The following is a 25,000-nucleotide window of genomic DNA, read 5'->3' as shown; positions in this document are numbered from 1 at the left end:
GCTGGCGAATAGTAGGTCTGACCCCTCAGCATCACGATTTTACGTCCTGAACCGCGAATGTAGAGACCGTACATGTACGGTCTCTACACGCCTGTTTTTATGAAATGATGGGTGTTACCCCCGAATCGCCATTGGTATCCTTTAAGAAGTCGGGAATCTGAACACCCAAATTTTCACAACTCATATAGGATTGCTATAGATATGCAAGGCGCCTTTTTGGATAAGCCGTTTAATTAAATTAATTTAAGAAAAATAGCTCCAAGTAGTTTTAACTTACATGCGGGGTTGTGGCGCCTGTTTTGGTTACAATATCTTTACAATCAACTCAAGTTCTTACCAACAGGATATGCAAGGCGCCATTTTAGATAAACAGTCACGTATCAACTGGGCAAGTTTTATTGGAGACTTTTTACTTTCAGGAATGGTAGTCGGTCCTTTGGTTGCTCCTTTCCTTGCTGCATCTGGTTTACCAACGTTACCGATAATTGCCGATATTATCTACTTTATGGGACATCATGTGTGTCCACAGCCTGATATGGGAGTTATGCTGGCACCACCATTTGTGATGGCTGTGTGTATGCGCTGTTATGGTACAGTTACGGGATTATTATTAACGCGCGTTTTATTTGCTGTTACAGGTGGTAAAGGTTTTTACTGGTTGACTCAGTATGGTTGGAGTGGCGCCAGTATTGCCTCTGTTTTGATGATGGCTTATCCTTTTGAGTTAGCTGTACAAGTGCTGGGATGGTACTCGTTTAATAATTATTTGGCGGCGCCGTTTGGTTTGATTACTGGGTTAGCATGGGGTTTGTTTATGATGCCTGTGTTGCATGGAAGGCAAATGTTGCGGCAAAAATAGTTAGTACCAGCCCTTTCAATGCAAACAAAAGAACTATTTTATTTTTTGATAATTAAAGTAATGAATTGCTAGAAAAATAGGTATTTTTAGCAATTTTAGCTCAAATACGGAAAATAGCATGTGGAGCGCACCTTGATATAGATATAGTCAAGGATATCTTGAAGCCGCCCCTAATAATCTATAATTATGAGCGACTTTCAGGCGCCGCCATAGTAGTACTTAAGTTCGGAACATGGTGGGTGTCAACGCAAACGCACCCACGCCAAAGTTTATTCTCCACTCCCTGAAGTTCTTTCACTGACTAAGTTTTAGCTAGACATACCTTTGTTTATACCCGTTAGTCTCATCTTATTTACTGCATAAGTTTATTTTCGTGTTTTTTATAACTTTCATCTTGAGCTTGCTCAGTCATAGTTAAAAACAAATGTAATATTTGTTACCAGTAGTGCAAGTTGTATATTAGATATTAGATGATAATATTTACATCCCCCTTCAGAGTTATTTTTCATGATGACAAAGGTTATCCTCGTGCGCTTCAGAATTATTCTTAAGATAATTGCCTACCCACTTACAAGCTTGTTGTATAAGTTCGTCAGATGATTTGATAGACCATAATTTGACGCTACCGTCGCTACCGATAGTCGTTAGTTGCTGACCATCTGTACTTAATCTAATACTATTTACTGCAGGTTGTTGAGTGTTCCATACTACTAATGGTAGTAATGCTTTGCGGTCTTGCAGATTCCAAATTAATACGCGACCTGTGCTATCGCTGCTAATAATTTTCTTGCTATCTGGAGTAAAGCTGACTGCAGTGATTTGCGGACCGTATACTTGAAATATTCTTTCCGGTTCATTTTTACGATTCCATAAACGAATCGTACCATCATCCCCACCACTAACGATTTGCTTCCCGTCTTGACTAAACGCTACACTGTTAACGGCGCCTAAGTGACCTTCAAAGGGTTTTCCTAAAGGTTGACCTTGCAAGTTCCATAAATACATCTTACCGTCATCACTACCACCACTAAGTATTTGCTTACCATCTGGACTAAAAGCCAAGCTTTTTATCGGACGCGAATTAGTTGGAAATGGTTTTCCTAACGGTTGACCTTGTAAATTCCATAAACTGATTTTACCGTCATCGCTACCAGTAACTATTGTTTGACCATCTCGACTTAATGCCATACTGCTAACCGAACGCGAATCTACAGTAAATGATTTTCCTTGCTGTTGACCTTGTAAATTATATAAACTTATTGTACCGTCCTTGGCGCCACTAATTATTTGTCGTTCGTTGCCACCAAAACCAACACTGTTAGCAAAATTGTTATTATTGAAATTCTGAGTTTCCTGACCCTGTAAATCCCAAATGCGAACCGTCGTATCATCGCTACTACTTGCAATTTGCTGACCTGAGCGGCTAAAACTCACACTTCTAACGGGTCCAGTATGACCGACAAATTTCTCTAATTCCTTACCTTGCAAATTCCAAACTCGAACAGTACCGTCTCCCCCAGCAGTGGCTAATTGCTTGCTATCGGGACTAAATTTAATATCCCATACTTTGCGCTGTTGTGCATTCCATTCTTGAATCGGTTTTTTTAAAGGTGCTTGTATTGGTGTTTTCGTTGGTGCTTTGATTGGTTGTTGAACAAGTAACTTACTATCAATTTTCCAAACGCGGACAAAACCATCTTCTCCGCTACTAGCTAATATTTGACTATCTCGACTAAAACTTAAACCGCTTACCGATTTTTGATGACCTGTAAATTTTTCTAATTCTTGACCTTGAAAATTCCACACATAGATAATACCATCATCCCCTCCGCTAGCAATGAACTGACCATCGGGACTAAAACTGAGACTTTTAACTGATTTTTGATGCCCTACTAATTCTTTCAATAACTGCCCTTCTAAATTCCATAGGCGAACAGTACCGTTATTTCCAGCAGTTGCAATTCTACCATCTTGGCTTAACTCAATCCCCAATAATTGCCCTTGTTGTGCATCCCATTCTTTGACTAATTTCCCTTGCAAGTTCGACAAACGCACAAATCCATCCCCAGCAGTTGCGACAAACTCACCTTTAGGGCTAAATTTGATACTTCTCACTGAACCTTTGTGTTTTATAAATTTCTGTAATTCCTTACCCTGTAAGCTCCATAATCTCGCTGTACCATCATCTCCACTGGTAGCTAATTGTTGACCATCGTGGCTAAACACCACACTTCTAACGGGACGTTCGTAACCTTCTAGGCGGTTGCGTTCTCTAACAGTGAAAATTGCCCGTTGCAGCGTTCCTTCGATTTGTTCATGTAGTTGAGTATCACGTGGGAAAACTTTTAAAACTGGTTCTTCTAGAATTTTTCCAGCTTGTAAAATCTCAATCATTCCATCCAAAGATTGACTATTTCCTAAGTTTATTTCTGCGGATTGTCTCAATGTCTCGGCTTGTCTTTTCTGAGAGTACCACAGATTAACAAAAATTCCAAACGTCAACGCGCTTAAAATCAAGAATACAATCAACGTTATTCGCCATCTCCAACTAGCATTCCGACGTTTTTGTAAGACACTTTCCCGGACAAACTCAGTTTCTAACTTATTAAACCAATTTTGTTGGGAGTTGAGTTGCCACTTTAAAACATCGAGATAAGGATTCCCATTCCACAAAAATTCTTTGGGTTTTTCTCGTGCAGATTTTTGTGGAGATTGTGAATATAGCTTCCATAATCGCAGCAACCTGATACCAGTTTGACTAAATATATTTTCTATCTTACAAATTCCACGGTCTAGCCAATCAATCGCAGGTGAAACTGATGCTGTAAAACCCGATGATGTTGTTTGACTTTTCACGCTTTGCCACTCCACCGCCGCAGGTGTCAGGCGCCGTTGTAAAATGATACTTTCTTCCTCATCTTGCTTCCACAGTAGTAATTTTTGCCACCCTCGCACTAAAGCATCATGAGCTGGTTCTACATAGGGTTTACCCAAAGCATCTTGTCCTTCTACTAACAAACGCGCGTCGGTAAAACGACGAATAACCTCTTGAATGCGGGTATTTTCAGGTTCTGGATATTCTAATTCAGATAAAGCTACCCGTCTACGCGCCAATTCTTCCCCACCCACTGCTACCATCCGCAACATTAACTTACGAATAGTCTGAGCGTATGCCGTATCTTTTTTAACTAAATTATCATGCTCGCGGTCTGCTCTTTGAGTCAAACTGCGGGTTAATCCTCCCAATTGTTCATAGTCTGCTTGAGTAATTACTCGGTCGTTTCTTGTGCCTTCTCTGACACTCTTTAAATATTGCAAATATAATTCGCTGAGAGTAAAAGACAGCAACGGTAATGCTCCAGGCATTTGTGAGACTTCATCAATTAACCTATCCACTAAACTATACGGGTCAAAATACATTACCCGTGCTGAAGCTGGTTCTTCAATACAAGCACGTAATTCTTCGCGCGTCATCGGGGGCACAATAAACCGGGATTGATACCAATATGGTTCTAAGCTGGAATTAGACAATAGAGTTTCAAAGTCATTGCGTAATGTTAGGATAATCCGCAAATTATCTGCATAATTCGCGAGCAAATTTGTTAATAATTGCAAAAAATCTTCCCGTTCTCGCTCATCACGGCAAAGAGTCAGCAATTCTTCCCCTTGGTCAATAAAGAGCAATAATTTTGACTGCGGATTCTCTTGTAACCAAGTTTCAATCCCAACTTCTGTATTAATTATATTATTTAAAGCCTTTAACGGCGCCTCACCCGGACGCATTGGTGACAGAATATACCAAAGAGACCCATTATTGAGTTGATTTAACTGTTTAATGTAAGGTATCAACCCAGCTTTGACTAAACTAGATTTACCAGTACCACTGGCGCCCAAAACAACTGTAAAGCTTTGTTGATAAACATCTTGATACAATTGTTTTATTAACGCTTGTCTGCCAAAAAATAGTTGGCTGTGTTCCTCTTCAAAAGCTTGTAAACCACGATAGGGATTTTGTGATTCATCTAATACAGGTGCCGGTGGTAAATTTAACTCATGACCAGGAGAAAGAAAAATATACTCACCCTTATCATGCTTATTTAAAGACCAAATTCCTGGCGTTTGCCTTCTACGGTATTTTTCCGTGGGAACTTCGACGCACTCGCGTAAATATATATACAACTCAGTCGCAGTAATTACCCCATCCCCCATAGTTCTACCAGGTTGGGCAGGAGGATAAATATCAGCGGCGCCTTCTAGCGCTTTTAATAATGCAGCAGCGAAGGGTGAATGATTGCCAACTTGACCGCGTTCGCTATCTATATTAAAGTTATCTAAAGCTTTTTGGTCGGAAGCTGAGGAAGTAATAATTTGCCATGCCGCATCTCGAATAAAGCGGTCGTAGCGTTCTTGATAAATTACTTCTTCTGTAGTTAATAAATCGCGCGTACTCGACCAGCGGAAAGCACCAGCAAAACAACAATCAAGGATACCCAAAAAATGCCGACAAGGTAATTGGGTCAAAGCATCGTGCAACTTTGTCATCGGCAAATAACTATTAGTATCACCAAGAGAAGCATCTTGGGGGATTAAATAACCAGCAGGTCCATCATCACCATTAAGCGCAACTCCGTGACCAGCAAAGTAAAATAACAAACGGTCGTGTTCGGTAACTTGTGCGGGTAATGTTTCCTCTAACAGTCGGTTTAAGTTACTCAGGGTCGCAACTTCGTCTAAGCATACCCAAACTTGATATTGATGCTTTTCGCGGAGGGTTTGTACTAGTTTTTTGGCATCGTTAACGGCAGTTTTCAGGGAAGAAATTCCTTTTTTGTAGCTGTTTATACCTATAATGACTGCGAGGTTGCGTGAGAACATATTGCAATTTTTATCAGGTTTCAAGTAGGTGTATTACTTTACATCAATCACACGTAAAATAATGTAGTAAATGAGAGATACATGATCATGGCTAGTAACATTTACGCATTATTAGTAGGTATTGATAACTATGCTACACCCGTTAGTTGTCTCGAGGGGTGCATAAATGATGTAATGGCTGTAGAAGAATATTTAAAAACACGAGTAAAAACTGAAGGATGGAATTTACATTTAAAAATTCTTAAGGATTCAGAAGCAACCCGTCAAGCTATAATTAATGGTTTTCGCGAGCATTTATGTCAAGCGAACAGTAATGATGTCGCTTTCTTCTATTATAGTGGTCATGGTTCGCAAGAACCAGCACCGGAGGAATTTTCGGAATTTGAACCGGAAAAATTGAACGAAACGCTGGTTTGTTATGACAGTCGTATGGAAGGAAATTGGGATTTAGCAGATAAAGAGTTAGCCAAGTTAATTGCGGAGGTAGCGCAAAATAATCCCCACATTACCTTAATTTTAGACTGCTGTCATTCCGGTTCGGGGACAAGAGACCCATTCCAAGAAACCGCAGTTCGCGAATATACAGCCGATGTCCGGTCTCGTCCTATAGATAGTTTTATTTTTTGCCAGCAAGACGTTCAAAGTTTCCGCTCCTTAAAACAACAATTAGACAAACAAGTAGACAAACAATTATCGGGTTGGAATTTACCTCTCGGTAAACATATTTTATTCGCATCTTGTCAAAACTCGGAAACCGCCAAAGAATATAAAGTTGATGGCAAACACCGAGGTGCCTTTTCTTATTTTCTCACCAAAACCCTTAACCAAATCCAAGGAAATCTCACCTATCGAGATTTATTTAAACGTGTCAATGCTTTGGTACGCAGTAAAGTTAAACAATCACCGCAATTAGAAGCCACCGATAGTAAAGAATTAGACCAAATATTTCTAGGTGGAGCAGTGAGCGGGCGCCATCCATACTATACTGTTTGTCATCACAAACAATATGGTTGGATAATTGATGGTGGCGCCGTACATGGTGTACCTTGTCCTTCAGCTTGCGAAACTATGCATTTGGCGCTGTTTCCAATTACAGCCAAAGCTAGTGATTTACGCAAATTATCTAGTAAACTTGGAGAAGCGCAAGTTACCGAAGTTTTACCACAACTCAGTCAAATCACAATAGAGGGAATTACAGACTTAGACACACAACAAACTTTCAAAGCCGTTATTACCAGTTTACCTTTGCCACGATTAGGTGTACGCTTTGTTGGTGAAGAAGAAGGAGTGCAATTATTAAAACAATCATTACAAAATATTGATAATGAGCAACCTTCGGTGTATGTACGCGAAGTACACGATAGCGAGACCGCCGAATTTAAAGTTATCGCTCTAAAGGGAGAATATATCATTACTCGACCTGCTGACGGTGTACCTATAGTTAAGCAAATTCCTGGTTATAGCCAAGATAGCGCTATATTAGTTGTTCAACGTCTCGAACATATTACCCGCTGGACAAATCTCAGCGAACTATCTAGTCCTGCAAATAGTCGAATTAGTGCTTCGGCAATTAAACTTGAAATTTATCAAAACGATAAAGTTGTAGAAGATGCTCAAATCCGCCTTAACTACTACCAAGATAATAGCGGCAAATGGAACCGACCGACTTTCAAAATCAAGCTCAAAAATACTAGCGACGAAACCCTTTATTGTGCATTACTCAACTTAACCGAACAATTTGCAATTAATGCGGGCTTTTTTGAGGCAGGTTATATCAAACTTGAACCTAACCAACAAGCAATGGCTCTAGGTGGAAGAGCTATTCCTGCTATCATTCCTGACGAATTATGGCGCCAGGGAATTACCGAATATCAAGATATTTTGAAACTCCTCGTTTGCACTAATGAACTTGATGCTAGATTATTAGAACAAGATAAACTCGATTTGCCTCGTAAAAAATATACTCAACGTAGTTTACAGACAAGTACCCTCAACCGTTTAATGAGTCGCTGGCAACCGCGCGATTTTATTCTAGATGAACCAGCCAAAGAATACGATGATTGGGTGACTAGTCAAATTGTAATTAAAACAATTAGACCATAGATAATAATAATAGATAATAATTTCTAAATTCACAGGAGGTTTTCATGAAACTTAAAGTAATAGTTCACGAAGCTGAAGAGGGTGGATACTGGGCAGAAGTTCCAGCTATCCCTGGTTGTGCAACTCAGGGAGAAACATTTGAAGAGTTACTTGAAAATCTGTATGAAGCTATTGAGGGCTGTTTATCGGTTGATATTGACTTAGAGCAAGTAACGGGTAGTCATCATATATAATTACAAATATAATTACAAAGAACTTATTTGCTCTACAAATTTATCTATATATATTTTGTGATTATAGCTATTTTGTACTAAAGTATATCCTCGTTGTGCTAGGTTGTCTGCTTTTTGAGGGTTGTTTAGTAATTCAGTTATAGTTTGACGTAGTTCTTCTGCGTCACCTTGAGTTACAGTTACGATTGCACTTGCCTGTTCTAATTCTGTGATAATTCCTGGGGCTTTGGTAATTATAACCGGGCGCCGACATGCTAGCGCTTCAAACATTGTACTTAGTCCAGCTTGATAGTTATTTTCAAATAAGGGAATTACTACAATATCAGCATCTCTGTATAGTTGTACTAACTCTTGCCAATCATAATAGCGACACGACATATTTTTTGGCACCACTTCTGGAAACGCGCGTTTAGTTGCTTTGGCATTTGGTGATGCTACACAAATTTTGACTTCAATATCTGATAATTCTTCAGTTGCAGCTGCAAGGGTACGATAGTCACGTTTTTCTAACCCTGCACTCGCTATTATTGGATGTGTTTTTGTAGAAGAGACTTTACCAGGTGTGAAGAACGATATATCTGTTGGTTGTTCGACGAAAATCACAACTTTACTTTCTGGTAAGTTTAGATAATTGCGTAAAAAGTCTGCACTTGCGGATGTATAAGTCATGAACAAGTCAATTTTGTCCTGAACTTGGAATAATTTTAACGCCAAGCGTCCACGTAGTCGATTTATATTATGAATAAATACTACTATTTTTGGACGCTTTTGATTGGCGCCCCCCTGAGCGGTTACTAAATTGGCTACTGGTATTCCAATATCTTCCCCTGTACAGAATACTACTGAGTCTTCTGTTAATTGCTGCGATAAGGAGCGTGCTAATGTCCAGTGCTGTACATCACCCATCAACAACGCGCGAAGCTTATCTGATGGGAATGGTACTTGTTCTTGTGGTTGATGTATCTTAGCTCCTAGGATTTTACTTACTTCCCACATGACGTGGCAAGGCGATTTTCCTAACTGCGCGTGTTGAGCTATCAACTCTAGGTCAAATGCACGACTAAAAACAATATGGTACTTCACAGTACCTCCTTTTACACCTGTAAATTCATCTTAGCAGTCGTGTCTGAATTTTGGTACATGAATTCCGATGGTTTGATGTAGTTAATTTGACTTTGTTGTGAATATTTTGTTTCTGTAGTAAAATATGATGGGATAATTATATATGACTAGAAGAGTTGGTTTGTGAAAAGACTTTATCAAATTTGGCGGCGCCTTCGCCAAGAATACATGCTTTTTGTTCGTCTAAGAGTTTACTCTTAGTAAGGGTTTGCAATTTACTCCGGAATTCTAAGTAATTACGTTGCGTTTGCTCTTGAATGTATGTAACACAATTATTTGTATCGGTGATACCTTTGATTAATTCGTCGATTTGTGGAACTTCATATTTCCACCCTGATTTGTCAAATGCTTCGATTAATAATCGAATTAAAAGAATTCGGAAGCACTCGTCCTCAAACGGTTCTTTGCTTTTTTGAAACCAGCGATAAGTACATATAACATAGTTAAAGTGAATAAATCCCCATTCTTGCTGGTGATATCTAATCAATTCTGGTTGAGTTTTACATTGTGGAAACAATGTTGTATCAAATGTATGTACTTGACCCGCAATTTCACCATCATGACCACGATGTTCCCAAGGATGAAAACTTCTCACCCAATCTACGTTAAACATCATCTCCCATGTTGCTGTTAGATGAGTAAGTCCCTGCTGTTTATACCACGCATCCCAAACTGGACTAACACCAAGACACGCTAAATTTTCTGATTTGCAATTTTCGTAGTGAGTTTTCATGAATGAATCCTCGGTAATAAACAAATCAGCATCATGCAAAAGTGCATGTGTCGTTCGAGTTGCATTGACTCCACGCACCAGTTGCAACCAGTGGTTGTTGTGGGGGTTGTTTTGATAACGAGAAATTAATTGTTCTAATGGGTTTGGGTTGATTAAGCGAATCGAATGGTAATATTTATTTTTCCAACTATTTTTCCAACTATTTTTCCAAGAAGCTAGCAATTGTGCAAAACCTGGAACAAATTTGTCGGGAATTACAAGAGTCTCAAATAAACCATCCGGTCTCTGAGTTGAACAAATTTCTAAAGCTATTTTGAGAAAAACTGGTAAATCACCAGGAACTGGTAGTAAGATTGTGTATCCAGGGATTTGTGGCTTAATGGGTTTATCCCAATGCGAGTACAGCCACTTCCAAAGAGATGCTGTTTTTAACATGATACCTTAAGTAGGGTGGGCAGTGCCCACCTTACAGTTATTGAAGAAAAATTTGAAATGGACTTCCTAAACCAATAGAGGAACGAATCAAAACAAATAATGCCATCATTCCTACAAATAATACTGTTGCTTGAATATCTTGGGCGAGAGAAAAAAGTTTTTCACGCCATAAACCGTAAAGGTTGGCAAGATATAATGGGAAATCTGAAAGTGCAATTACAACAATTACTCCTAGTGTTCCGTATGCGGTAAACGCTAAAGGCATACCGATACTTATCATCAAAAATCTTAGCAGATTACTTTGTGCTGCGTACATCGGTTTTCCTACTGCTAATAAAGCTGGACTTGTTGTATAAAATAGGACTGAATACCAAATTCCGCAGCAAAGTATCGGCATCATCCATCTTGCCTGTTCATACCTTTGGTCATAAAGTTGGGCAATTATTAAGTCACCCATGTTTACAAGTATCGCTAATAAAACTGCACTTCCAAAAACAATTAATCGACGTTGACGAAGTATTTTTGCTCGTAGAGTTTCTCTTGGTAAATCTGTTTGATTAGATATCGTCGGAAATATGACTCGATAGCTAAGACTTTTGATGACTTCGCGCGGCATATTCGCCAATGTTGCCGCAATTGTGTAAACTCCCACTACTTTAAATGACAGCAGTTTACCTAATACCAATCGGTCAATTTGCTCGGCTAAAAACATTAGCGCTGTTGCTACGAACATCCATCTACCAAAAGATACAAGTTCTTTAATTATTGTCTGATTCCAAGCCCATTTAGGTTTTTCAGGAATTAGAAAGTAACTTCCAACAGCACGAATTGTTCCTCCTATCAGCCCACTAATTGCAAATGCCCATAAACTACGAAGCCACCAAGCCAATATTATTAGTGTTATGAGCGAAAGTGTCTGAACGATAAAGTCGAAAATAATCAGTTTACCAATTTCCATCCTACGGTTGAGCAGCGATGGTGCCGGCGATGCAAACCCCAAGATAATCGATGTTAGACCCATTATTGGTACTATCCATAATAGTCTTGGTTCGTTGTAAAACTTCGCCGCCGGATAAGTAATTAGTAAACAAATCAACCAAACCCAAAACCCACGAAAAATTTGTAGCGTCCACGCAGTATTAATAAATTCCGTTTCCTCACCACGCTTATTCTGAATAATACTTTGACCGATACCAAGGTCTGAAAACAGTTCAATACCTATCAAAAGTGTATTCACTACTGCCATCAACCCAAAGTACTCTGGTACTAATAACCGAGTCAAAATAATATTGCCTATTAAGCGTGCAAATTGACTGGCACCATAACCAAAGATTGTCCATACTGCACCACGAATGGCAAGTTTTTTCAGAGTCGGTTTTTTTAGGGTTGTCATGAGAGGAAAGGGGACGTGGGATATTTATTTATCGCGCGGTTTAAGACAAATAGCTTAACTGGCGCCTTTCTTGGAGTAAAGTATTGTCGTCTTGGGAACCAAACAAAGCTGCTAACTTTTGAGCTTCAGTCGCAACATCGTGCTGTGCTTTTACCGTTACAGTTCCAGCACCCCCCATTTGAGTTAATATATCGGTAGGAAGAAGTAAAACTTTTTGGATTGCAGCAGCTAATGCTTCTACTGAACCTGCTGGTACTAGCCATCCGTTAACGTCTGATTCTACTAATTCTGGAATTCCTGCTACATATGTACTCACGACAGGGCGCCTCAATGCAAACGCTTCCATAAGCACAACAGGCAATCCTTCTGCAAAACTGGGCAAGACTAAAGCACGAGCATTTTCTATATATTGTTGCACTTGTGTACCACTTGCCCATCCTGTAATTGTGACTGAGTTCTGCAAACCGTAATCTTGAATAATCGTTTCAAGTTGACTTCGCATCTCCCCATCTCCAACTAAAGTTAGATGCAAATTCCACCCTTCGTCACAAAGTTGCTTGATAGCTTTCAGCAGTAAGATTTGCCCTTTTTGTTCGCATAACCTACCTACACAAACAAGGTTGTTCACATCGCGAATATTCGTTTGTGGCTGGTCAAAATAATCATTATCAACACCACAACGAACCACATGGATTTTTTGCCATTGCTGGTAATCACACCAACGATACAACTGGCTTAAACCGAAAGAGCAAATCGCAATCACAAATTTGGCACGATTTATTTTCTCTGTTAAGGCAATATCTGACGCGCGGTCAAACTCTTCTGGTCCATGAACAGTGAAACTATATTCCGGACCACCAATTTCGTGACACAACATTGCCACAGTAGTCGAATTAGTTCCAAAATGGGCGTGAAGATGAGTTGCTTGACATTCTTTTAACCAACGTCGAAGAGTGCAAGCTTCCGCTAAATAAATAATGTGTAGTAAAAGTCCAGCATCTGACTTTAAACCAACCTTGAATGCTAAAGACAAACCTTTAAGAAACGAAATTGGTTTTACTATTGCACTAAATAAGCTAAGTACTAAACCCCATACTCCGACATCTAATATTACCCGCGTTTTCTCAAATTCAAGCTTGTCTTCCGGGTCAACTAGTTCAGTGAAACAAGAACGTACTGAGAACCGAGCTACAGATAATCCAGCTGTTTCAAGCGCCGATATTTCACGCCTGATAAAGCTATGACTTACCTTCGGGTATTTATTTACCAGGTATGCTATTTTCATTTTTGCTTTCAATGCACCGAATTAGCATCCCGGCAATTAGCTAGAGTATCTAAAACCATTACCAATTGTCTGGGTGCTAAACATAAACTTTCCAGTGGGTTTCAAATCTATGACTACACAGTTCAGCACGCTAAGGAGTATGTAAACTGCAAGAAATCACACTATTAAGTACATAAAGTAATATTTTCCCGGAGCAAAATCAATCACTTTTGTGAAGTTCATCTTTAAATTCATGTTTTTTTTGTAAAGATTCTGTAAAGATAATTATAAATTTCTGGATTCTACCTATTCAAGCTTGTTTTATTATGTTTACAATTGCGTTTGACATTTATTTACAGAAATTTATATTTAAAACCTCTATCTGAATGCAGATATAAGATTAATCTTGCGGTGTACACACATCTTTAAATAAACCGCCTTTTTCCCCTCTTTGTGCCCTTTATGTCTTTGTGGTTTATCTCTTTATGGAACCACAAAGGCACAAAGAACACGAAGGAAGAGAAGAAAGTAACTTTTAGAGACTTGTGTGTACACCGTAGCTTATAAAGGGGGGCGTTTGGGGGATTAAAATACTGATTTATATTCAACCAAAGTTGATTGACGTTTGAGTAAGCGCGATAGGTGATATTGAATTTGACCTTGTACTTGGGGAAATTTACACAACACGCAATTAAAAGCGTACAATATCGCGTCCTGCTGCATCAGCCCGCGCGCTTTTCCATATTTATAAATTCGATAAGTTAGTAGCACATAAGCCGATACAAGTATTACTAAACTGATACCGTAAGTCAAAAAGCTTGTACTAATTGCAATTAGCGGTAAAACTAAACCCCATAGCCAAATGCTGCGAGACTCTTTCACCCAGTACTGTTCAGAATTATGACTATGCATATGAGCTACCTGTGCGTATGCATGACCCGCGCGCAGCGACCGCTTCCACCATTGTCCAAAATTTGTCATTTGCGCGTCGTGTAACGTCATTTCTTGATCGAGACGCACTATTTTACCTCCATGCGCGCGCAGTCGCAAGCATAATTCTGGTTCTTCTCCAGCAATTAAAGAAGAATTGAAACCTCCCACTGCTTTAAATGCACTAATACGCATCATTGAGTCACCACCACAAGAAGAGGTTTCTCCTATCGGTGTATCCCACTCGATATCGCACAGCTTATTGTATGCTGAATTGTCGGGAAACTCCTCGCGGCGCCGACCACACACAACTACCACTTGCTGATTCGCAATTAAATAATTTGCTGCTAATTTCAACCAAGATGGCATTATTTGACAATCCCCATCAACGAATTGAACGTATTCTAAATTAGGTGCCAACTTGATCAGCGTTTCAAAACCAGCATTACGAGCGCGCGCGGCTGTAAATGGAATTGATAAATCAAGTGTAATAACATGCACTCCTAATGAGTTTGCCATTGCTACACTTCCATCCGTCGAACCAGAATCAACATATACTACAATTACGTCTTCGGATATTACTGACTGTAAACACTGCTGGAGACGTTTGCCTTCATTCCGTCCAATCACTACAACCCCTATCGACTGCATTCCCTAGCCCCCTGCATAATAAAACCACAAGACAATTGTCAAAACACCTGTCCCTTTAACATATTTTCATATTTTTACTTTTAAACTTAATCCCCACAGAAATAGTTTTACTTTTTCAGAAATTTAGACCTGCACTTAAAACATCATACCCAAGATAGATATTATTACACTTTTAAAAAAATTAATATTTGTACGCAAAATAATTAATACGTTTATCAGGGTGGAAAATGAACGATATATCGCAAACCACTTTTGTTTGTTGCGTTGAATCTGGTTGGCTTGAGGCACAAACGCTACGCATGATTACAAGTCTACGTCGGTGGGGAGGTCGTTATGCGGGGGCGCCAGTATATGCTGTAACACCCCGCTTCGGACCACCCATTTCTAAAACTACACGTCAACAATTGGAACAACTCGAAGTTCAGTACATTAGTTTTAAAAATAGCCATAAATATTCTTGGAATAAGTTTTTGAATAAACTTTTATCCATAACTACAGTTGAAGAAATTGCTCAAACCGAATACATCGGCTGGTTAGATAGTGACTTAATTATCGTTAATGAACCAAATGACTTTATAATGAAGGAAGATAAGAGCTTTCTTGCTTGCCCTTCGGATAAACTTAGTAACGCAACAGGAGGAGGGGACGACCCAAACGAAACTTACTGGCGTGAAATTTGTAAATGTGTTGGTCTGGATATCGAAGCTTTACCTTGGGTAAACAGCCAACCAGAGCAATTGCCAATACGTTTTTGCTTCAATAGTGGTGTTTTTGTTTATCGTCGCAGTACAAACTTTGCTCAACACTATTTAGACACTTTTACACGATTGTGTGATTGTCAAATTATGTCAAATCAGTCAGGAATTTTTTTCAATGACCAATTGGCATTAGGATTAACTGTTGCAAAAATGGGAATTCCTTGGGACACACTTTCGTATTCGCATAATTTCGCTATCGGCTCCTGCGTTCCTCCATCTTGGTATACTAAAGATTATCTTCAGGGTGCCAAAATTATTCACTACCATGATGCAATGTGGCCTCTGTTTTGGGATACATTCTATAAATCTGTTAATGACGCTCATCCGTCGGTAGGGCAATGGTTAGGGACACTTGGAGCAATGAAAAACGAAGCGAGTTTCAGCGCGCGCACGATGAAGAAAATACTTGATTATATTAGGAAGCAAAAAGAGTTAGCTTATTGCAAAGTTTGTCAAAGCTACTAAATTAATCAATGCAATCTCAACAATTAGAAAAGACTTTCACTTCTTTGCCTTATCCGGTTACGTTTGTTTGCCATTATCCAAAGAAGTGGAACGATTTATTTTCGAGTAATAACGAATATATTCCTGACCCCAATACAATACCAGGGCAAATCGTCACCAACGAAGAATGTTGGATTATAATGACTTATTTGCAACTAAAACGAAGGAATCTGAATGTACATTTATCGAACCGATTTATTCCAGGTAATATATGTGTTGCTAGCGGATTAGACTTTGGCATCAAACAAAAAACATTTTCATCTTTCGTCGTCGGTTGCCGTTCAGATGGTCCAAGACCTGCTCTAAGCGATATTATTATTGTCCAAAATCCAGCAAATATCAAGTCACAAACAGATGTACTTATACCCCACTGGCGCCAACCAGGTATAATCAAAAGAAATAGCGCGCGTGGAAATAAGATTCAGAACGTAATCTTTAAAGGTTCTGAAATAAATTTGTACAAAGAATTTCGTTCACCCCAGTTTGTCCAAGAACTAGAAAACCTTGGTGTAAAATTACAAATTAATGGTTTGCACTTTTTAAAACCAGTTGAATGGCATGATTATAGTGAATCCGATTTAGTTTTAGCAGTACGGGACTTAACCGAGAAAGACGCATTCGTCAAACCAGCAAGCAAATTAATCAACGCATGGGCAGCAGGAGTTCCAGCACTTCTCGGACCAGAACCAGCTTTTCAAAACTTACGACTATCGCATTTAGATTATATCGAGGTAACAACTCCTCAAGAAGCACTCGAAGCAATTCGGCGCCTGCAAACAGACCCATCACTTTACGAACAAATGGTTGCCAACGGTCAAAAACGTGCTGCAGAGTATTCCAATGAACAAATAGCATTACGTTGGCACGAAGTCTTATCAACACAAGTTGCCCAACAATACTCCAACTGGTGCAAGCGCAATTTTCTCCAAAAAATCAGTACTTTTGCATTACGAGCAGTTAATCAAAAAATAGCTGTTAAAGTAGCAGAGTATCATCGTCATCACGGATATCGTCCAGTTTCCAGAAGATGGACGTAGCTGACCGCACACGCTTTTCGGTCTATGCTACAACACCCCAAAATTGTGGGTTCACAAATTCTTCTTCCCTAGCGATAAAGCTGATGAAATATATAAAGTCCAATAAATATTAGTTTTGAACAACATAAAACTTTCAGTCATATTGTTCATGAAAAAAAACATTAGAAAAGCTAAGTACCACATTTTCTCCGGCACCTTAGTGGCATAAGCGACCTTGAGCGCGCGAAAATAAGCTACCAAAAAACTAATCGCAAATAGTAAAACACCAATTAGACCAACATCAAGAGCTAAATCAACAAATCCATTATGTCCATGTGGGGGTATAAAACCAGGCGCCACAGCTTGACCGGCTTCGAGTGCATATGGACTACCAGGTGCCCAAAATGCACCACGTCCAAAACCGAATAAAGGTCTTTCCATAAGTCGAGTTAGTGCAATACCCCACATTGGTGTTCTGCCAGTTAATGTTGGGTCTCTACCAATTGCCGTTAAAAGTTCTGTCCAATAAGTTAACACAATAGTCAAAACACCACCGAGAATTAAAATAGCTAAGTCTACAAAAACAACCGTAGCCTTACCAAAAAAGCGAAAATGGCGGTAGAAAAATAAAATCAAAAATACCAGTATAGTTACTACTAGCGAAGTTTTTGACGTTGAGAGCAACATCAGTAGAACTCCAAACCCAAGACCGCTCCACTTATAGATTTTTTGTAGTATATTTTGACGTGTAGGTAATAAGAAAAATGTAAATGAACTTATTACCATGATTGCTCCAAGCAAGTTTTTATACCCAAATACCCCTTTCCAGGCGCCTGGGTGGTCAATACCATGAATACCGACTGTAGGCATAACTATACCAACAGCAAGGCTCATCAATTGCCCAATAAAGAAAGCGGCGCCAAAAATTTCCACTTGCTCTGTGGCTGTAAAACGTGCAGCAATATACAACCCTAATGAAGCCATCTGCATGATTTCACGACTGTCTTTCAATGTACTAATAAATACATCTGACCAGAGAAACGAGAAGATTGCGATTATATTGAGAATAACTAGAAAGAAGTCTGATTTGAGAACCCGTAAAGAATCTTTCCAGTGCAGGCAAGCAAGACCTGTTGCACCCCCCCAAACAATATATCGTAGCAATGTTATTGGCGCCCCTTTTAATAATTCTGAAAAAGCTCCAGAAAAAAATAACACCCCAATAATCACAAATATTTTTTCAATCAACGTAAAGTTAAACACAGTGTTTATATCGCGTAATTTTTATATAGCTAAAAGACTAGACTTTAATGCAGTAGCCCAACTCAAGTCAGTATTGTAAAACTGTTGCTGTAATTTTAAACAGGCAAGTCGCTTTTGTTCGCACAGAGTCGGCTGATTATATATTTGAAGTATAGCTGTTACATACCCCTCAATGTCGTTAGGTAATACTTCAATTACAGCTTCACGCACGTAAGCCAAAGCTGGACAAACTGCAGAAGTGATCACTGGACGACCTGACAGAACACTTTCTGCGACAACTCGATTAAAGCCTTCGATAAAATCAGTGCGGGTTGGTACAATCACAGCATGTGACTTTCCCAACATCTCACGCATCTGCTGCTTTCTACAATATCCGTGAAACACAAAGAACTCTTCAACACCTTCAAATTTGACAGAGGTTTTTAGTGGTTGTAGTGCTGCACCATCACCACAAACGTCAATAACAATATCTGTAACACCCCTCAAAACTATTCGTTTGACAATCTTCAGCAAGTCGAAGGCGCCTTTATCATATTCAACGCGACTTGCAAACAATATTCGGAAAGGGAGACGTTGTTGAGGTGGAGGTGGTAAATCACTAAAGTCACTTCTAAGATATATTGGTAAAAATTCATGAACTGGTCGATGTACACGACCTGTGAATTTAGAAATTTGTTCAGTAACATCACGTGAAACTGTATGTATGCTGTGACACGAGGAAATAAATAAACTACGGCTCAAAAACAGGATAATTTTTTCCCCACAAGTTTGCTTGGAATACTTACGCCACAACGTACAGTGCAGCGATGGAATCACTTTAATCCCAATCCAACACAATGGTAATAAAAGAAACCAATAAGTTGTTCCACTTTCGGCAATGACAACATTGGCGCCAAAGCGGATAGCTGAAAACAATAACTGTAAACCCTGCAAAATTTGCTTCAAATGATAAAACATCCCTTTAGCTTGACTTAATAAAACTCGGCGCCGCTCAATCCGGAAACGACTATCCCGAATAACTTCACGCTTTTGGGCAGTACCAATAACATATCCTTTGGCATCTAAAGCCGTACATACCTCATAAAAATAACTTGAAAAGGGTATCGAAAGCTGCGATGACACATCTTCATCCTTTTTCCAACATTTATATGCCTCAATTACATCTTCTGTTCCAATTGCATACACAATCCGCAGTTGCTTGGGCATTTTATTATTTTCGTTTGTAATAAATATAAGAGATGATAAAAGTATATTCTTTTCTCGTATATTTACTTAATTTTAGAAATATTTCTTACATAGCACAGCAGTAATCAAGCTATTAACTGTATATAAAATATAACCACTTTTTAATTATGAAGAATTGGTGAATATCCTATTAATTGTGTGTAAAGTGTAGCAGCTCCAATTCGACTATCAAAACGCTCAACAATCGTTCGGCGCCCGTTACGTGCCAGCTTTAACCGAAGTGAAGGGTTTTCAATAAGTTGTGTTAGCGCGCGTTCTAATGCGACATCATTTTTTGGAGGAACAAGTAACCCATCTTCACCGTCAGTTATGATTTCAGAAACACCACCTTTCGACGTGCCAATTGTTGCCAACTCCATCGCCATAGATTCCATGTATACTACACCAAGAGGTTCAGCATGACTAGCAAGCACAAAAGCATCACAATACCGCATTTTCTCAATAATTTGCTTCTCAGATAGCGAACCTGTAAAGTGTATTAAATTAGATATTTCAAGTTTTGCTGCGAGTGTTTTTAAATTTTCCAACTCATCCCCAGCACCAACAACTGTTAAATTAACAAACTTGCCAGCATCGACAAGGTTTTTGACAGCTTGAATTAAAGTATCGTGACCTTTACTAACATGTAAGCGACCGACAGTAATAATTTGGAAAGTTTTATTATTTGAATAACTAGGTTGTGGAGTCCATAAAGCTGTATCAACTCCAATACGTCCAAGCATCACTTGGTCTTTCTTTAAATGGGGGTACTTCTGTCGCACCTGTTCTTCCAACTGTTTAGTTATAGTAAGCGTGAATTTTGCATCCCTCAACTTGGCATCGAGCGCACCTCCCCACCATTCCAAGTTTCCATTCAGCGTCAGCGAATATGGAATACCAGTTAGACGTTTGAGCATCATTGCTAGCAAAGCTGAATTTCCACAGCTATGACAGTGCAAATGCTCTATACGATACGACACTGCTTTGCGAGCTAAGACACAGGCAATGAAAACCAAAGCTATTGATGACAAAGGTTGGCGCCTGTCAGTATCTATAGTTAAAACTAGACTCAAAGCAAGTCGAACTGCTTTTAATAAACCAATTGGGTAATTTATGATCACCCAGCATAATGCAATACAAATGTCAAATATATTGTTAAAAATATCTTGTTTCCAAAGGTAATAAGTTTGTACGTCAGCATCCGCAGCAAAATCGTGTCTAGCTTTAACATCAGGTGAAGGATGCTTTGTTGAGAAAATCTGAATGTCATTTCCCCACGCACGTATGTGGCAAATTTCTCGCCACATCCATATATGTGTTTGTCCCGGAAATTCTGGGATTAAATAGCCAATTTTCATGTACTATATTTTTATTGGTTATAAACTAAAGTATGGTGCGTGACGCTACCAGTACTGCGCTTCGTTTTAAAATTTTGGTAGCGTCACGCACCCTACAAAACGTTCATATTTTTGTACTGGAATATTTGATTTGGCTGATATCATTACAGCAATATCGTGTTCTGGAGTACGGTTAAAGAAGTCTTGCAATTCTGTATCAGACATTTGTTTCGTAAACCAGTATTCGTGGCAAATTAAATGCGAATCATAGTAATGTCCTGATGCTTGCTGGATTTCTTCTACGAAAACACCATATATAACATACTCAGATAAATTCCAGTAGCTGCATACAGTGTCAACCCATCCACGTCCCGAAACTGTTTCTATATGTTTATATAGTAATTGAAGTTGGTCACGTCTCCAAGTTATGATTTGACCGATATAACCATTTACGATGCCGCCAGGTAAATTTAGTAAACGGCGCGCGTTATAATTCCATTTGTTCCCAACTAAAGTGTGTGGGGTAGAAGTTGCAGGAACACGAAACAACCGTATTTTGCCATCACGAATAAAAGTATCCCAAGTAAAAGGACGAATAAAGGCAACGTCGGAGTCAACGAATACAAACACATCTTCAGTCAGAAATTCTGCTGCTGCGAGTTTAATAATTTGCTGAACTACCCATCCGCGAATTATTTGCTTATTGTACTTCCACCAATTCTTGACTAAAGGAAGTTGAACACAATTAGTTAATATCAATTCAACGGTTACAATTTCGGTATTCTTGTATTTAATCTGTCTGAACAGCCTTAAATCTCGCTTGGGAACAATAATATAATGTCTTACCTGTTCCGGTGCAAATGCTTCTATACTCCAAGCCAATAATTTACACCTCTGGAAGTCAGGAGCATAGCTAGGAGTAATAAAACCAAATACTGGCTGCGGTTGTTCCATATGTTTTGGTGTGTTGGCGCCTGCCATTACGAGATGGTAGGGTGTGTGGCGCCACAAAAAATTTCAATCAAATGAATAATCTGGTAGCGCCACGCACCGACACTTCGACACTTTTTTAGACAACCCATATAACAAGGTTTCTGGCGCCAACAAATTATGTTTCTTCCATTCATTGGATGCTCCCCCGACACTTCCTCAATGGTGCGTCAAAGCACACGATTTTTCGTTTTATTGAAGACCCTAATAGCTTTGACGCACCCTACATTATATTTGTTGCCAGTATTTATACAGTCCTGAAGTCAAATTATTTGCACGAAGCCAGTTGTTCCCCTCTTGAGAATCATTAAGCCAAGTATAAATTAAATCAGCCCATTTAACTGGTAACTGTAATTGTTTCCAAGCTGCAAGTGAATTGTAGCTAAGACTATAATAAAGTTCTGGGTTAGAAATTAACTTGAAGATCGAATCTGCTAAGGCAACCGAGTCGCGCGCTGGAAATATAACCGCACTGGCGCCATCTTGTAAATTTTTTCTGAACATTGGATGGTCAGAGGCAACTATAGGAGTTCTAGCGCACAAAGCTTCATATATTGTCAGCGGCAACCCTTCAGGATATTCATGCCAACTGCTTACTACTACCAAGTCCGCTTGCCGCATTAAGTTAATTACTTGGTGGTGAGGAACTAAACCTAAAAAATCAACGTTGTTTTCTATTTTTAACTGTTTAGATTTATTAATAAAATAATCAATGTCACCTTTACCTGCTACTACCAACCTGGCTGTAATATTTCTATCGCGTAAAAAAGCCACAGCTTCAAGGATTTCTCCCACTCCTTTACTCGCAGCAACGGCACCAACATAAACTAGATTGATGACACCATCTGAAAGTAGTTCTTTAGGTGTAAAGTCGCTAGGTATTGTAATGTAACGCCAGTCCCAAGGTATGATTTTATTTGGATTAACTCCGATAGCTTGAAGCGAAATGCAGGAATTTACACCATGATTACCAACCCACTCAACATGTCGGTTATTTAGTTGTGCTGCTAAAAAGAAATTTTTGATACGACTACGTAACCCTGACTGTAAGAAAGAATCAGCAAGTAGTGCCATCGTTTTGACGCGATGACGAATTGCCCAATTAAATATAGCTGGAATTGGAGAATGAACGACAAGGTGTGTAGGGTTAAGACTAGCTATTATTTCACAAATCTCTTTAGTTTGCTTGTACGGGTCAATACTGGCGCCAACCGCGCGCATCCTAGGTTGTAAAAGCGTATTATATTTTTCTTGAGTCTTGCAGCACATTAAAACTGCTTCCTCAATTTCTTGACTGATATCACTTATCGAATCAATTACATATTTCTGAGCGTGGTAAGTTTCTATACCATTGTCTCGAACTTGCTTAAAGGTTTCACGATAGTCCCCAGCATACTGGACAATCAACAAGCGTTTATTAGCTTTCATTGGTATATTAACTCACAATTAAAAACCCTTAATGTATTCTAATGATACCGACTTACACAATTGGTGCCAATTACGTTATGGTGCGTGACGCTACAAGTCTTATAATGACACCCTCTCTTTTTTCGTAGCGTCACGCACCCTACTCACGCTCTGTACGAACCCAGGTTTTCTGTGGTTGAATCAAGAATTTCAAGTAAAGAGGAATTTTCCACAGTATATAAAAAGGCACAGTAAGCAAATCTAACAGCGGCAACTCCGAGCGCCCGAAGTTTGCCCACGCAATCAAAATAGCTGTCAAGATAAATATTCCAGCAACACCCGTAAAGAGTGCTGGTATCCATATTGATATTGAAGTTGCAACGAGTGATACGCACATCAACCCAAACCAAATCGCAACAAATAGCGAGAGAGGGGGTATACACAAATCAAGTGCGCTGAAAAACAATTCAAGTCTTCTTTGACGTACTCCAGCAACAACTAACTTGGGCACATAAGTAAGTAAAGTTTGAATATGACCATGTTCCCAACGAGTACGTTGACTTTTTGCCGCTTTCGTGTTCTGCGGTAGACTACCATTTACACGCGCGTGTGAGCAAAAAATTGGCGCCTCTCCAGCAATAGTTAAATCTAGTCCGAGTTTCATATCTTCGACAATCTCAGAATTAGCAAGGTCTACCGAACTTATCACTGACCAAGGAAATGCCATTCCAGTACCTGCCAGTAAACATGGGAAACCCATCTTTACCATCCCGCGCGAGCGAACGAGGTTTTTGACTTTGAATGCAAAGGCAGAAATAGAGTCTTTTGGAGTAGGTTCGTTAGGTTTAGACATCAAGTAAGCCGCTTGTACTGGTCTAGCCGTAGTCATAGCGTTCTCGCTCAAAAGCTGAATCGTGTTTTTTTGAACCAAGCAATCAGCATCAATAAACACCACAACTTCTGGAGGGTCAGAAGCTATAAACTTTAATCCGTAATCAAGCGCGTATCCTTTACCTCGATGCAGTGAATCTTGTCTTTCTATAACTGTAACTCCTGTAGCCCTAGCAATTTCAGCAGTTGCATCAGTACAGTTATCGGCAATCACAACAATCCGGTCTGGAGGTAAAGACGTAGATTTTAATCTTGCCAATGTACTGTTAATTACAGCTTCTTCGTTGTGAGCTGGAATCAAAACAGTAATCTTATTTGTTTGGTTAGTCCGAACAACGGGAGAAGTATATGGAAATAATGCAGCAATGCACTCCACAAGTAAAACTGAACTCAGAACAAGCAAAAAGAATGCGCTTATCAATAAAACTATTTCTATTGGTAGATGCATTAACTGATTTATATACATAATGATTTCTGAATTATTTTTGCTGGAATACCAACAGCAGTAGCAGATGAAGGAACATTGGACAGCACCACGGCATTGGCGCCAATATTCGCATTATCTCCAATAGTGATATCGCCGAATATTTTAGCTCCGGCGCCAACGTTAACGCGCTTACCCAATTTGGGAGCATCCAAAGGACGGTCAAGATAACGATTGCCAAGCGTCACACCTTGACGAATAATACACTCATCGCCAATTGCGCTATACCCATGAATAACAATTCCTCCTTGATGTTCAATTACTACACGTCGTCCTAACTCAACTGTGTAAGGTAGTTCAATGCCGTAGCCATTGCGAATTTTACGAAATAGCATCCGGTAAAGAATACTTAAAGGCGCCCGCAAAAGTTTTGGTTCCACTTTCATACGCCATACACCAAACCTATGTACTATAACAGCCCGAAATCCTGGTTTTGTCCAGTCACGTCCGTGGGCATTCCAATCTTCTTTGATTTGCTGCCAAAAACTTAATTCTGTACCAATATCTGTATCAACCGTATTATCCATT

18 protein-coding genes are annotated in these 25,000 nt (G+C 39.3%); 5 read left to right on the top strand and 13 right to left on the bottom strand.

Annotated features, from left to right (window positions below):
- Positions 1-346: 346 nt before the first annotated feature.
- A complete protein-coding gene (locus AC2JBO_RS12200) occupies positions 347-859 on the top strand; it encodes a DUF2085 domain-containing protein (protein ID WP_496953921.1) in 513 nt (170 codons plus the stop codon).
- A 498-nt stretch (positions 860-1,357) separates the two neighbouring features.
- Here the strand turns inward: AC2JBO_RS12200 and AC2JBO_RS12195 are convergent, their stop codons facing one another.
- Positions 1,358-5,734 (bottom strand): nSTAND1 domain-containing NTPase, encoded by a 4,377-nt coding sequence (locus AC2JBO_RS12195; protein ID WP_496953919.1) that lies wholly within the window; start codon positions 5,732-5,734, stop codon positions 1,358-1,360.
- An 87-nt stretch (positions 5,735-5,821) separates the two neighbouring features.
- Here AC2JBO_RS12195 and AC2JBO_RS12190 point away from each other — a divergent pair, with 87 nt between their 5' ends.
- Complete coding sequence (locus AC2JBO_RS12190; RefSeq protein ID WP_496953918.1) at positions 5,822-7,837, top strand: caspase family protein; 2,016 nt, start codon at positions 5,822-5,824, stop codon at positions 7,835-7,837.
- Positions 7,838-7,881: 44 nt separating this feature from the next.
- A complete protein-coding gene (locus AC2JBO_RS12185) occupies positions 7,882-8,070 on the top strand; it encodes a type II toxin-antitoxin system HicB family antitoxin (protein ID WP_496953917.1) in 189 nt (62 codons plus the stop codon).
- 12 nt (positions 8,071-8,082) lie between these two features.
- Here AC2JBO_RS12185 and AC2JBO_RS12180 read toward each other — a convergent pair whose 3' ends face one another.
- From AC2JBO_RS12180 to AC2JBO_RS12160, 5 genes are all read right to left on the bottom strand, one after another.
- Complete coding sequence (locus AC2JBO_RS12180) at positions 8,083-9,153, bottom strand: glycosyltransferase (protein ID WP_496953916.1); 1,071 nt, start codon at positions 9,151-9,153, stop codon at positions 8,083-8,085.
- Between the two features lie 136 nt (positions 9,154-9,289).
- Entirely contained in the window at positions 9,290-10,360 is a 1,071-nt protein-coding gene (locus AC2JBO_RS12175; RefSeq protein WP_496953915.1) for a hypothetical protein, read from the bottom strand.
- Positions 10,361-10,397: 37 nt separating this feature from the next.
- Positions 10,398-11,753, bottom strand: coding sequence for an oligosaccharide flippase family protein (locus tag AC2JBO_RS12170; RefSeq protein WP_496953914.1), 1,356 nt, complete (start codon positions 11,751-11,753; stop codon positions 10,398-10,400).
- A gap of 40 nt (positions 11,754-11,793) precedes the next feature.
- Positions 11,794-13,038: a glycosyltransferase family 4 protein gene (locus tag AC2JBO_RS12165; protein ID WP_496953913.1), complete on the bottom strand. Its 1,245-nt coding sequence runs from the start codon at positions 13,036-13,038 to the stop codon at positions 11,794-11,796.
- A gap of 564 nt (positions 13,039-13,602) precedes the next feature.
- On the bottom strand, positions 13,603-14,598 hold the full coding sequence (locus AC2JBO_RS12160; protein WP_496953912.1) for a glycosyltransferase family 2 protein: 996 nt from the start codon (positions 14,596-14,598) through the stop codon (positions 13,603-13,605).
- 227 nt (positions 14,599-14,825) lie between these two features.
- Between AC2JBO_RS12160 and AC2JBO_RS12155 the strand changes: the two genes are divergently transcribed.
- Together AC2JBO_RS12155 and AC2JBO_RS12150 are read left to right on the top strand one after the other, a co-directional pair.
- Positions 14,826-15,821: a GT-B fold glycosyltransferase domain-containing protein gene (locus AC2JBO_RS12155; RefSeq protein ID WP_496953911.1), complete on the top strand. Its 996-nt coding sequence runs from the start codon at positions 14,826-14,828 to the stop codon at positions 15,819-15,821.
- Positions 15,822-15,829: 8 nt separating this feature from the next.
- On the top strand, positions 15,830-16,897 hold the full coding sequence (locus tag AC2JBO_RS12150; RefSeq protein WP_496953910.1) for a glycosyltransferase: 1,068 nt from the start codon (positions 15,830-15,832) through the stop codon (positions 16,895-16,897).
- Positions 16,898-16,948: 51 nt separating this feature from the next.
- Here AC2JBO_RS12150 and AC2JBO_RS12145 read toward each other — a convergent pair whose 3' ends face one another.
- The 7 genes from AC2JBO_RS12145 to AC2JBO_RS12115 all read right to left on the bottom strand — a co-directional run bounded on the left by AC2JBO_RS12145 (position 16,949) and on the right by AC2JBO_RS12115 (position 24,999).
- The gene (locus AC2JBO_RS12145; RefSeq protein ID WP_496953909.1) at positions 16,949-18,139 is read right to left on the bottom strand and encodes an O-antigen ligase family protein; all 1,191 of its coding nucleotides are present in this window, start codon (positions 18,137-18,139) and stop codon (positions 16,949-16,951) included.
- A 21-nt stretch (positions 18,140-18,160) separates the two neighbouring features.
- Positions 18,161-19,345, bottom strand: a complete 1,185-nt coding sequence (locus AC2JBO_RS12140) for a glycosyltransferase family 4 protein (protein ID WP_496953908.1) — start codon at positions 19,343-19,345, stop codon at positions 18,161-18,163.
- 140 nt (positions 19,346-19,485) lie between these two features.
- Complete coding sequence (locus tag AC2JBO_RS12135; RefSeq protein WP_496953907.1) at positions 19,486-20,721, bottom strand: glycosyltransferase family 4 protein; 1,236 nt, start codon at positions 20,719-20,721, stop codon at positions 19,486-19,488.
- A gap of 66 nt (positions 20,722-20,787) precedes the next feature.
- On the bottom strand, positions 20,788-21,711 hold the full coding sequence (locus AC2JBO_RS12130) for a DUF6492 family protein (RefSeq protein ID WP_496953906.1): 924 nt from the start codon (positions 21,709-21,711) through the stop codon (positions 20,788-20,790).
- Between the two features lie 207 nt (positions 21,712-21,918).
- The gene (locus AC2JBO_RS12125) at positions 21,919-23,118 is read right to left on the bottom strand and encodes a glycosyltransferase (RefSeq protein ID WP_496953905.1); all 1,200 of its coding nucleotides are present in this window, start codon (positions 23,116-23,118) and stop codon (positions 21,919-21,921) included.
- Between the two features lie 139 nt (positions 23,119-23,257).
- The gene (locus tag AC2JBO_RS12120; protein ID WP_496953904.1) at positions 23,258-24,454 is read right to left on the bottom strand and encodes a glycosyltransferase family 2 protein; all 1,197 of its coding nucleotides are present in this window, start codon (positions 24,452-24,454) and stop codon (positions 23,258-23,260) included.
- Positions 24,445-24,999 carry a serine O-acetyltransferase gene (locus AC2JBO_RS12115; protein ID WP_496953903.1) on the bottom strand — a complete coding sequence of 185 codons (555 nt, stop codon included), beginning with the start codon at positions 24,997-24,999 and terminating at the stop codon, positions 24,445-24,447. The genes AC2JBO_RS12120 and AC2JBO_RS12115 overlap by 10 nt, the downstream gene beginning before the upstream one ends.
- Between the last annotated feature and the right edge of the window lies 1 nt (position 25,000).

It is taken from the genome of Calothrix sp. CBUCES-K 9914 (assembly GCF_059640475.1).
The sequence above is the reverse complement of the archived record's forward strand: the minus strand, read 5'-3'. Positions and strand labels throughout refer to the sequence as shown.